The organism is Brevibacterium siliguriense (assembly GCF_900105315.1).
Classification (GTDB): Bacteria; Actinomycetota; Actinomycetes; order Actinomycetales; family Brevibacteriaceae; genus Brevibacterium; species Brevibacterium siliguriense.
In genome coordinates this window covers 1,426,137-1,437,689 of sequence record NZ_LT629766.1, presented here as the reverse complement: position 1 = coordinate 1,437,689, position 11,553 = coordinate 1,426,137, and the positions used below count along the sequence as shown (strand labels likewise).

At 63.2% G+C, this 11,553-nt stretch carries 8 protein-coding genes and 1 pseudogene; 6 read left to right on the top strand and 3 right to left on the bottom strand.

Annotated elements, in window-relative coordinates; genetic code table 11:
* Positions 1-102: 102 nt before the first annotated feature.
* Positions 103-364: pseudogene (locus BLU88_RS18570) on the top strand (CorA family divalent cation transporter); the annotation flags it as partial.
* On the opposite strand, the gene BLU88_RS06280 reads toward BLU88_RS18570, so the two are convergent.
* On the bottom strand, positions 348-2,210 hold the full coding sequence (locus tag BLU88_RS06280; protein WP_157688994.1) for a glycosyltransferase: 1,863 nt from the start codon (positions 2,208-2,210) through the stop codon (positions 348-350). The pseudogene BLU88_RS18570 and the gene BLU88_RS06280 sit on opposite strands and share 17 nt — an antisense overlap.
* A 194-nt stretch (positions 2,211-2,404) precedes the next feature.
* On the opposite strand from BLU88_RS06280, the gene BLU88_RS06275 reads away from it, so the two are divergent.
* The 4 genes from BLU88_RS06275 to BLU88_RS06260 all read left to right on the top strand — a co-directional run bounded on the left by BLU88_RS06275 (position 2,405) and on the right by BLU88_RS06260 (position 6,309).
* The gene (locus BLU88_RS06275) at positions 2,405-3,280 is read left to right on the top strand and encodes a glycerophosphodiester phosphodiesterase (protein ID WP_092017235.1); all 876 of its coding nucleotides are present in this window, start codon (positions 2,405-2,407) and stop codon (positions 3,278-3,280) included.
* Positions 3,281-3,293: 13 nt separating this feature from the next.
* Positions 3,294-4,055, top strand: coding sequence for a pyrimidine reductase family protein (locus BLU88_RS06270; RefSeq protein WP_092011369.1), 762 nt, complete (start codon positions 3,294-3,296; stop codon positions 4,053-4,055).
* Positions 4,052-4,576, top strand: a complete 525-nt coding sequence (locus BLU88_RS06265; protein WP_092011366.1) for a flavin reductase family protein — start codon at positions 4,052-4,054, stop codon at positions 4,574-4,576. Before BLU88_RS06270 ends, BLU88_RS06265 begins: the two co-directional genes overlap by 4 nt.
* A 146-nt stretch (positions 4,577-4,722) precedes the next feature.
* Positions 4,723-6,309 (top strand): FMN-binding glutamate synthase family protein, encoded by a 1,587-nt coding sequence (locus tag BLU88_RS06260; RefSeq protein ID WP_092011363.1) that lies wholly within the window; start codon positions 4,723-4,725, stop codon positions 6,307-6,309.
* A gap of 16 nt (positions 6,310-6,325) precedes the next feature.
* Here the strand turns inward: BLU88_RS06260 and BLU88_RS06255 are convergent, their stop codons facing one another.
* Together BLU88_RS06255 and BLU88_RS06250 are read right to left on the bottom strand one after the other, a co-directional pair.
* Positions 6,326-8,827 carry an ATP-dependent DNA ligase gene (locus BLU88_RS06255; RefSeq protein ID WP_092011360.1) on the bottom strand — a complete coding sequence of 834 codons (2,502 nt, stop codon included), beginning with the start codon at positions 8,825-8,827 and terminating at the stop codon, positions 6,326-6,328.
* Between the two features lie 169 nt (positions 8,828-8,996).
* Complete coding sequence (locus BLU88_RS06250; protein WP_092011357.1) at positions 8,997-10,247, bottom strand: phospholipase D-like domain-containing protein; 1,251 nt, start codon at positions 10,245-10,247, stop codon at positions 8,997-8,999.
* Between the two features lie 151 nt (positions 10,248-10,398).
* On the opposite strand from BLU88_RS06250, the gene BLU88_RS06245 reads away from it, so the two are divergent.
* Positions 10,399-11,511 (top strand): FUSC family protein, encoded by a 1,113-nt coding sequence (locus tag BLU88_RS06245; protein WP_092011354.1) that lies wholly within the window; start codon positions 10,399-10,401, stop codon positions 11,509-11,511.
* The last annotated feature ends 42 nt before the right edge of the window (positions 11,512-11,553 follow it).

The window sequence follows — 11,553 nt, the reverse complement described above, 5'->3', positions numbered from 1 at the left end:
CTCATCGACGACCTCTTTCATGCGAATCATTGGGCAAAGGTCGAACGCTACGACGATGTCCTCTTCGTCGTTCTGAAATCAGCAGTCTATATCGACGCGAAAGAAGAACTGCGCGATGCCCTGTCGCAGGTCCTCAACGTCAATTCCACGCTGGTCGCCCAAAGACAGAACGAGGACATGAAGAAGATCTCCGGATGGGCCGCGATCCTCTTCGCCCCCCACCCTCGTCGGAGCGATCTACGGAATGAACTTCGACGATATGCCCGAACTCCATTGGGCGTTCGGCTACCCGATAGCGCTGGGGCTCATGTTCGGACTAGGTGTTGTGCTCTACGTCGTCTTCCGAGTCAAGAAGTGGATGTGAGTCCGGTTCGGATGAAGCGACCGCTGAGATTTCCGTGCTTGGTCGAATAGAGATGCAGCGCAGCCGACGATGAAAGAGCTGAGTCCTCGCTGCAGGCTAAGCGCACTCTTTCGAACCCTCGCCCGAAGACGAGGTCGAGGGAGAAGTCGACATACTCGTCTGTGATGGGTTCAATCCGAGAGAGCGGAATATCGGCCGTGACCAGCTCCTTGCTGCCGTGGGCTTCGACTCGCCCATAGAAGGTCCCAGTTCGCGACTTCCACGAGATGAACATCTGCTCGGGCGAGCTTCCTCCGAGATCAGAGACGCTCAAAGTGACAGAGACTCCATCGGCAGTCACTTCGGCAGTTCGAACCTCTGCCCGCGCGTTCTCGGCACGGATGATCGGAACAAACGACCGAGCGGCCAGCACCTCTCCCCACCGTCCGACGATGGGATCGTGGAAGAAGTCAGCGGCCCGGGCGACGGCGTTTCGGCGCATCCTCGAGACCTCGTCCTCGGGCAGAGACAGGAAGGTCGAGATCGCGGCGGCCAGTCCGTCGACGTCGCCGGGTGCGACGAGGAATCCATCGATCCCGTGCTCGATGATGTCTGCGGGTCCATAGTCCACCGCGTAGCAGATGGGGATGCACCCCGCTGACATGCTTTCCAACACCACGAGCCCTTGACCTTCGAAGCGGCTAGTCAGGAGGCTGAATGAGCTGGAGAGGAAGTTCGACTTCGCTCCATCCACGTGGCCGTGGAGCGTGACTCGGCCGGCTGCGTTCCCGCTCTCGATGAGCTCGCTGAGCATCGGCCGGTCGTCGCCGTCCCCGTACACGTCAAGCGTCAGCTGCTGACCATCGTCCACAACGCTTGCAACGGCGGCGATTGCGTCCTCCACTCGTTTCTGCGGTGACAGACGAGCAACCATGGAACCTCTGCTGCGAGGCCGCGGGCGGTCCGGATCTCCATGCAGATCGTCCGTCAGATTCGACACAGTCGCAAGCTTTCCGCTCGATAGGTCCAGTCCTTCCATGGCGACTCGCTGCGAATCGGTGAGCGTCGTCGCCAGATCGAACCCGTCCAGTTGACGGAGGTAGCCGAACTTGTCTTCAGCCAACGCACCGGTGGGCGCATCATTGGCATCAGCAAGAAAGTGATTGTGATTGACCATGCAGAGAATGACGTTGTCGCGCCGGTACTCATGAATGAAATTGCCGACGAAGGCAGAGTCGCAGATGAGGTAGGAGGGCTTGTCTCCGATGACGACGTCGAGCCACGCCTGATAGAACTCCCGCGCCGTTGACCATTGTGCGATGACAGTCTGTTCGCGGTCGAACAGTGTGATCCGACGACCGCCTCGGCGACCGGGCTTCTTCATGTCCTGGCGATCAATGACAAGCAGATGCCCTCGATCGTGGTATCTGTCGGCCTGGAGCAGACTGTCCTCGGAATCGTTCCTCTGTTCAGTCCATTCCTGACCGGTCCGCTTGATGACATCATCGGCTGCTGTCGGATCGGGATCGACCGTGCCGACCATCCTGCGCAGCTTTCGGTCAGACCAGGAGGTGAGGTCCTGCCAGAGATTGCGGACTTTCACCTTACGGTCGATCGACCCCGCGGCCCGAAGCTCGCGTTCTCGATCCAGGCCTTTCATCTCCGGGCTCAGAGTCAGAATCTCAACGCGCCGATTGTCGAGCCGAGCGAAGGCGGAGCTCCGTTCCAGCGCAACCGTGGTCATGCCGCCGTAGTCGTAGCCGATGGTCCACGTCAGAGTGAAGTAGCTGCCTTCGGGCAGGCGACCGCGATGAGGGAATCGGTGGGGATGGGACTGTCTTGGGGATGTTTCGGGGATGCTGTTCACTACAGAAATATAGGCCGACCGCGGAGCAGCCGACCGCCGACACACCACAACCGAAAGGTGATGTGCATTTCACGAGGGACCTTTGCGGAATCGAACTCACGGGGCCGTTCATTTCCCACCCGTTCGCCCACTCGGCCGATGACGTTCACGGCGGCTTCGCCACACGATCACCTGCGCTTCGTAGCGTCGCGAACGTGAATACACAGAGAGAAACATCCACACACACCCGCCCGTACACGATTCTCGCCGCTGCAGTCCTCACTGCCTCGGCCGCCTTCGGCGCCGGCCTCGCCCCCGCAGCAGCCACCGGCCTCGGCTCCGCCGGAGACACACCGGAACTCGACTCCCCCAGCGACTACACCGCCCCCGACAAGGTCGCCGACCTCGAATTCCCGACCACGATCTCCCACCGAGGCGGCGCCGCTGTCTATCCGGAAGAATCCATGGAAGGATTCACCGCCTCGGCGAAGGACGGATTCCTCCCCGAAATGGACATCCAGTTCCTCGCAGACGGCACCCCCGTCCTCATCCACGACGACACTGCCGATCGCACCCTCAACGGCGCGACCGGACCCATCCGGGACCTCAGCCGCGAGGAATGGGACTCCGCCACGATCAAGCACCCGGCCGGCGGAGAAGAAGCCGCCACCGTCACCCTCGACGAACTCCTCGACGAAATGGGAGGCGAAGTCGTCCTCGTGCCCGAGATCAAACCCAGAGCCACCCCCGAGGAGGTCAATCGGGTCCTCGACGAATTCGACGAACGAGGATTGAAGGATTCCCTCGTCGTCCAGTCCTTCGACTTCGACGCTGCGAAGACGATCGCCGACCGCGGATACACCTCGCTCTACCTCATGGGTTCGACCATGCCGAAGGAATCACCGGCCGAGATCAAGGACGCCGGCATCGAATGGGTAGGACCAAGCAAGAACCTGCCGACGAACAAGATGCGCGAACTCGACAAAGCCGGCTTCCACGTCGCCCCCTACACACTGGCGACCGCGAAAGACGGACAGCGCCTGCCCGGATTCATCGACGGCTACTTCACCGACGACGCCTGGACGGGCTGAGTAGACTGCCTGGATGGAGCCTCTCGAACGCGGCACCCCTATCCCGGACCCGCTGACACCCTATCTCGAGGTCAATCGCTCCCAGCCGCGGCACGAATGCTGGGTCACCGGTCACATGGTCGCCGGCCTCGACGGAACCGCCGCCATCCACGGGCGCGTCGGCGCCCTGTCGACAGAACCCGATCAGGACCTCTTCCGACGGATGCGGCAGATCGCCGATGTCGTCATGGTGGGCGCTCAGACCATCCGCAGCGAAGGCTACGCTCCGATGCGGCTGAGCGAGTCCGCCCGAGCCCAGCGACAAGCACGGGGACAGTCCGAGATGCCGCCGGTGGCGGTCGTCAGTCGCAGCCTCGACCTCGACTGGTCCTCACAGGTCTTCGCCGCGGCACCCGAGCACGCGCGCACCATCGTCATCACGTGCGCCCGGGCCGATCCGAAACGGCTGGCAGCCGCCGAACAGGCGGCCACGGTCGTCATCGCCGGTGACGACCGGGTCGAACCGGCGAAGGCTCTTCAGGCCCTTGCCGGTTTCGGTTACCAGGTCGTCCTCTGCGAAGGCGGACCGCGCTGGCTCGGTGAGCTCGTCGCCGCCGATCGACTCGACGAACTGTGCCTGTCGATCTCACCGATGATGGGCGGTGATCCGCTGCCCGTCAGCGTTGCGCCTCCGGGAGCCGACATCGCACAGTTCTCTCTGAAATCGACGATGGTCGCCGATGACACCCTCTTCCTCCGCTACGAATCGAAGACGGCTGACGAGGGACGATCATGAGTGCCCCCGGGCTCGACGACCTCATGGGATCGGTCGATTCCCCGCTCATCGTCGTCACCACCTCGGCGGAGGGCGAACAGGCCGGATGCTTGGTCGGATTCCATTCGCAGGCGAGCATCGATCCTGAGCACTACTGCTTCTGGCTGTCGAAGGCCAACCACACCTACCGGGTGGCACTGCGTTCGGATCATTTCGCCGTCCATTTCCTCACCACTGCCGACCGCGAGTTGGCCCGTCATTTCGGGTCGCTCTCCGGATCGGACACGGACAAGTTCGCCGGTCTTGACTTCGCCCTCACCGAGGATGGGGTCCCGCTGCTTGCGGACCTGCCCAACCGCCTCCTTGTCGAACGCATCGCGATGCTTGACGACGGAGGCGATCACGTCTGCCTCACTGGGCGTGTCGATTCGGTCGAGGTCGCGGGCGGCTTCACAGCTCTGCGTCTGTCTCAGCTGGGGGACCTCACTCCAGGGCACAACGCCGAGGAACGGGCGATCCGCCTGCAGCGGCCCACGGACTGATCCGCCCGACTGTCGATGGTGACGGCAGACACACAGACTTTCCCCTCACGTCGCCGCCGCTTCCCAAGCACCGGTCGGAGGTCCACGATGGAATGTACGAGCGGGGCGGCTCAGTCTCGGCTCGGATTCCAGTCTGAGGAGGACTCATGGGACGGTTCCTGATGATCACGTCGACACTCATCGCGCTCGTTGCGGCGGCTTGGGCCGCCTCGGCAGGACCGTGGGCGTGGTGGGTCCTCGCTGCGGTGGTGCTCGTCATCGTCGGTGTGGCCGTGTACGACCTGCTGCAGCGCAAACACTCGATTCTGCGCAACTACCCGGTCGTCGGTCATCTGCGATTCCTGTTGGAGACCCTCCGACCCGAACTCCAGCAGTACTTCATCGAACGCAACTGGGACGGACGGCCATTCGACCGGGACATCCGCTCCCTCGTCTACGAACGGGCGAAGGGAATCCACGGAGAGTTGGCTTTCGGTACCGAACGGGACGTCAACTCCCTCGGCTATGAGTTCCTCATCCACTCCACCGCACCTGTCGCAGTTCCGGAACGGCCGCCTCGCGTGCAGGTGGGCGGACCCGATTGTGCGAAGCCGTACGACATGGCTCTGCTCAACGTCTCAGCCATGAGTTTCGGCTCTTTGTCGCCGAATGCCGTCAGGGCGCTCAACCGCGGCGCCGACCTCGGCGGCTTCGCCCATGACACCGGTGAGGGCGGGATCTCCGACTACCACCTCGAAAACGGAGGTGACCTCGTCTGGGAGATCGGGGCGGGCTATTTCGGTGCCAGGACCGATATCGGCGACTTCGACCCCGCCCAGTTCGCCGACCAGAGCTCCCGCGACCAGGTCAGATGCGTCTCGCTCAAACTGAGTCAGGGCGCGAAGCCCGGTATCGGAGGCGTCCTGCCCGCTGCCAAGGTCAATGCTGAGATCGCCCGGACTCGAGGCGTCCCGCAAGGAGAGAAATGCGTGAGCCCAGCCGCCCACAGCGTCTTCAGCACCCCGGTCGAACTCATCGAGTTCATCGCCCGGATGCGCGAGCTCTCAGGCGGCAAACCCACGGGGTTCAAACTCTGCGTAGGATCCCGCACGGATGTGCTCGCTATCTGCAAGGCAATGCTCGAAGTCGGTACCGCACCCGACTTCATCATCGTCGACGGTTCCGAAGGCGGCACGGGTGCTGCTCCGTTGGAATACGAGGATCATGTGGGCACTCCTCTCACCGACGGCCTGCTCACCGTCCATAATGCGCTGGTGGGAACAGACCTGCGAGATCGGATCCGCATCGGCGCCAGCGGTAAGGTCGCTGCGGGCAATGACATCGTCAAACGACTCATCCAGGGAGCAGACTATACGAACTCAGCCCGCGCCATGATGATGGCAGTCGGCTGCATTCAGGCTCAGATCTGCCATACCGGGAAGTGCCCGGTCGGTGTCACCACCCAGGACCCCAAGCGGCAGAGGGCCCTGCATGTGGATGACAAGAGTGAGCGGGTGCGGAATTATCAGGAGGCAACCGTGCAGCAGGCCGTGGAGATCATGGCGTCCATGGGCGTCAGCGATCCTTCCGAGCTGTCCCCACAGCAGCTCCATCGCAATACCGGCCGCAACGAACACCTTTCATACGCCGAACTCTACGATTGGCTCGAGCCGGGAGAGCTGCTGGCACAGCCTCCCCAGTCCTGGAGCCGAGACTGGGCTGCGGCCGATGCGGGAACGTTCCGTTCGGTCTGAGAGGACTGCATGGTGTTCAGACCCGCACATCCTCCGCGTCGATGTCGGAGCGCAGGCCGCGCCATACAGGGTGCCGCAGGCGACCGGCCTCGGTCAGGCCCGAGAACCGGACCTCCCCGACGAGGTCGGGGCGCACCCAGTGGGCATCTCGCGATTCGGCGGCAGGCACCGTGAGCGCCGGCGTCTTCCGTGACCGGCGATCGAGTCGGGCCCGCAGACTCTGCAATGCCTCGCCGTCGAACCCGGTACCCACGCGGCCCAGGTAGTGGAGTCCGTCGTCGTGGGCGGCGACCAGCAGTGAGGCAAAGCTGTCAGCGCGTTCGCCTTCTCCGGTGCGCCAGCCGACGATGATGACATCGCGCGTCGAGGCGTGCTTGAGCTTGGCCCAGGTGCGGGTGCGTTTTCCGGGGAGGTAGACGCTGTCGGTCCGTTTTGCCATCACTCCTTCGAGTCGGAGCTTCCGGCTGGACTCGAAGGCGGCGTCGACGCTTCCCTCGAACGTGTCGGGAATTTGGATGTGCTCGCTCTCGGTCACGAGGTCGAACAGACGTTCGCGCCGTTGCGTATAGGGGGCGCGCAGCAGCGAGGTTCCGTCCGCGTGGAGGACGTCGAAGAGCATGAGGTAGACGGGTGTGCGTCGCTGCTCCCGTTCGACATCGCTGTCCCGGCTCAACCCCATTCTGCGCTGGAGGCCCCCGAAGTCCGGTCGGCTGCCCCGCCCGAGGGCGACGATCTCCCCGTCGAGGATGCAGTCGACATCAACACACTCGGCCAGTTCGCGAAGCTCCGGGTAGGTGTTCGTCATGTCTCGACCGTTGCGGCTGGTCAGCTCGACGCTGCTGCGGTCCGCGTCGCCCGGCTGCACCCTTGCCAGGGCACGGATGCCGTCCCACTTCATCTCGAACGCCCAGTCCTCTGCCTCCCGCCGGACGGAGTCGATGTCTCCGACGCTCGCGAGCATCGGAGACAGATCCGCAGGCAGGGCCGCCCGCTTGCGACCGGCGGAGGGGGCCGCCTTCTTCGGCTCGTCCTCCATGAGATGGATCATCCAGTTCTTCTCGGGATCCTTGTTCGGGCCGTGGCTCCCGGTGTTGAACAGCGCGAACCGCTGCACTCCCCCGAGGCCGCCGTCGTCACGTCCATAGAGGACCGCGATGACTTCCCTGCCTTCGTTCCACTTCTCGATGTCGCAGGTTCCCGAGTCCCAGATCTCGACGTCGCCGGCACCGTACTCCCCCTTCGGGATCGTGCCTTCGAAGCTGCCGTATTCGAGGGGGTGGTCCTCGGTCTGGACCGCCAGGTGGTTCTTCCCCGGGTCGGTCGGCGGTCCCTTCGGCAGCGCCCAGGAAACCAATACCCCATCGTGTTCGAGTCGGAAGTCCCAGTGGAGGCTCCTCGCGTGGTGTTCTTGGATGACGAAACTCAGTTCGTCTCCGCTCGTTCCCTGTTTCGCTGGGACGGGTTCGCTCGTGCGCTTCGGATCCCGTTTGGACCGGTAGATTTCCAACCGGTCGCGCTCGGCTTCCGGGGTCTCTTCTGACTTCGAGTTCGCGTGGGACTCCGGATCCGCTTCGGACTCCGGCGCCGAGGCGATTCCTCCGACCGCCTCGACGAGGGTTTCGAGGAGGTCGCCCACATCGTCGATCCGGTCGAGGACCTCCTCGAAGCGCACCTGCTCGACGGTTGCCGGGTCGTCGAATTCGTCCCAACTGCGGGGAGCGGCGACAGTCGGGGTGAAGCGTCCGCGCAGGGAATACGGAGCCACGGTGGTCTTGGACGCCGAGTTCTGCGACCAATCGATGAGCACCTTGTTCTCCCGCAGCGTCTTCTTCATCGCTGAGACGATGAGCTTCCGGTGATCGGCTTCGAGGCTGCGGGCGAGTTCATGGGCGACACCGGAGACCTCCTGCGAGCTTGCCGACCCGTCCAGCGGTGCATAGAGGTGGATGCCTTTGGACCCGCTGGTCACCGGGTATGCGTCGAGTCCCATGCCCTCGAGCAGTTCGCGGACGAGCTGAGCCACATCGATGCAGTCGGCCAAATCGCGTCCTGGGCCCGGGTCGAGGTCGAAGACCATCCGGTCAGGGTACCTGCTCTCGGAATCGATCGTGCCGGGATCCTTCGCCCCCGCACTCACCGTCCACTGGGGGACATGGATCTCGAGCGCGGCCATCTGCGTGAGATACGTCAGCGTCGCAAGATCGTTGACCAGGGGATATCGTTTGGTGCCGGTGGAATGTCGGATCGCGCGTGTTCGGATCCACGACGGAGCGGATTCGGGCAGGTTCTTCTCGAAGAACACATCCCCGGGGTCATCGGGAGTGCCGACTCCGTCGACCCAGCGTTTGCGTGTAGCGATCCGGTCCCGGGAATGGCGGATGAGGTGCGGGGCGATCTTGGCACAATAGTCGAGGATCTCGCCCTTGGTCGTGCCGGTCTCCGGGTAGAGGACCTTGTCCAGATTGCTCAATGTCAGCCGATGGCGCTCGACCGTCACCTTCTGCTCGCGGCGTGCCATTGGGCACCTCCTCCTGCACAGTGTTCGTGCCTCTGCCCACGCATCTTCTCTCACGGTACTGGGCAGAACAGGTCTGCGACAGAGGTGCGGAAGCGCTCCGCCGCGTCTGCGCGGTCTTGGCTCTCTTCCGGCCGGCTGGCTCTTCAGGCCGGGTGGGGAGCGGCGTTCCTCACAGCCAGGGGCGCATTGGCACGAGCGCCCGTTCGGCGAGCTTGACCAGCTGATGCCGGTCGAGCCAATCCGTGCCGAGCTCCACACAGTGCACGGAATCTCTGCCGAACACCTTCTCCATCTCAGCGGCGAAGGCGCTGTCGATGACTTCGACATTGGTCTCGTAGTTGAATGTCAACGACAGTCGGTCGATATTCGCCGTGCCCACCGTCGACCAATCACCGTCGACGGTGGCGACCTTCGAATGGATCATGCTCGCGGTGTAGAGCAGGACCGTGACCTTCGAGTTGATCATCTGTTCGAAGAATCCCCGGGAGAGCCAGTCCCCGAGGATGTGATTGGATTCCTGCGGAACCATCACCCGCACATCGACTCCCCTGTCAGCCGCCTCGATCAGCGCCTGCAGAAGCTGTTGGTCAGGGATGAAGTAGGGAGTCGTCAGCCAGATTCGCTTCTGTGCGCGAGCGAAGGCGTTGAGGTACATGCTCCGGATCGGGTAGACGAGGTGGATGGGCAGGTTGGCAGCGACTCGCAGCTTCGACTCCCACACTTCGGGCGGGACCCAGGCGATCTGTTCGTCGGTGTCGTGGAACTCATTCCACACCTGCGCGATCGTCTGTCGCAGCCCCCATGCTCCCGGACCGACCGAGCGCAGATGGGTATCGCGCCAGTGACGGGCATAGAGGGAGCCGATGTTGAATCCGCCGACGAAGGCCACATCATCGTCGATGACGAGGATCTTCGAATGGTTGAATCCCGAATGGCGCAGGGGCCCCCGCCAGAACTGCCGCGCCACTGTCGGCAGGCGCAGGACATGGATAAGTTCCGACAGCTGCTGGTAGAAGGACGACGGGATCGTGAGGTTCGCAAACCCGTCGTAGATGAGGTGGATCTCCACTCCGCGATCCGCCGCCGCATTGAATGCGTCGATGAACCTCTGGCCCACCTCGTCGTTCTTCCAGATGAATGTCTCCATGAGGATCGAATCACGCGCCGAATCGATCGCATCGATCATGGCCTCGTACAGGGTGGAACCATCGGTGTAGATGTTGAGCTCTGACTCTTCGACCGTTGAGCTGAAGGTTCCCGGACGCGGAGCGGTGCGCGTTTTGCGTCCCCGTTTCTGGATCAGGTCGATGACCATCGAAGCTGCGATGGTCGCCGGCACGGCACTGGCCAGTCCGGCGACCGCCCAGGGCACGATTCGACGGCTGATGTGACTGGCAGGAGAAACTCTCAAAGGAGACATCCGCTCACTCTATCGCCTCCGAATCGGAGTGCCCTCGCAGGGAGAGTCTGCACACCCATCCGGGACCGCTCCCGCAGGAGGGCGACGACCCCTAGACTGCTTTCCTGAGTTGAATGCGTCTCAGCGGAACATCGATCCAAAGGAGCCGACGATGCCCCACCAACGCTCAGTGGCGGAATACCTCCGGCAACCGGAGTTCGCCACCGACCTGCTGCAGATCGCCAAGGGAGTGATCGCGGCCACGGGCGCATGGTGGTTCTCCGACGCCGTGCTCGAGAGCCAGATGCCCTTCCTCGCTCCGTGGACTGCTTTGCTGACAGTCCACGCCACCGTCTACAGGTCGTTCTCTCGAGGAGTGCAGACGACGATCGCGTCGACGATCGGAGTTGGCGTGTCCTTCCTCATCGGCAACTACCTCGGTGTCGGTATCTGGACTTTCGCTCTGGCGATGTTCGTCGGTCTGGCCGGTGCCCGCCTCTCGTGGATCCGTGACGAAGGTGTGGCGATTGCGACGACCGCGATCTTCATCCTCGGCTCCGGATTCGATTCTCAGCAGCCGCTGCTCGTCGATCGACTCCTCGAACTCGCCCTCGGGGTGGCCTTCGGCCTCGCCGTCAACCTCCTCATGATCCCACCGCTGCGGGATCGACAAGCGGCCCGCTATATCGACAGCGTCAACCGGCAGATGGGCGAAGTGCTCACCGACATGTCGAATCAGTTCTCCCACACATGGGACTCTGATTCCGCACAGGAATGGTTCGAGCGCACGGAGGCCATGAGCCGAGAGCTTGAGTCGGCGTGGCAGACCGTGCGATTCGCCCGCGAGAGCAGACGCATCAACCCCCGCACAGCCATGCGTATCGGCAGCTCTCACGGCCGACCTGCCGCACCGGAAAGTGCCCCGCACGACGAGGAGGAAGGCTATGAGAGCATCTTGCTCAGAGTCGACGAAGGCATCTCACACCTGCGGAACCTTGCCCGTACTCTCCGAGAGGCATCGTCGTCGGAAACGGAATGGAACACGCAGTTCCGTGAGGAGTGGGCATCGATCGTGGCCGATGCCGGACGGGCCATCGCCGATCCCGACAGTGAGGTCGAACCGGTCTTCGACAGGCTCGAGCAGCTCTCAGCCGATATCTCACAGGATCAGACGCTCCCGAAGACCACCTGGCCGCTCTACGGCTCCCTCATCACGAGCTTGCGCCACATCGTCGTCATCGTCGACGACGTCGCCTCAGCACGCAGAGCCCGAGAGTCCGACTGAAGCCCGGGGCCAGACGCTCTGAGCTCGTCGATGGGGGTAGCC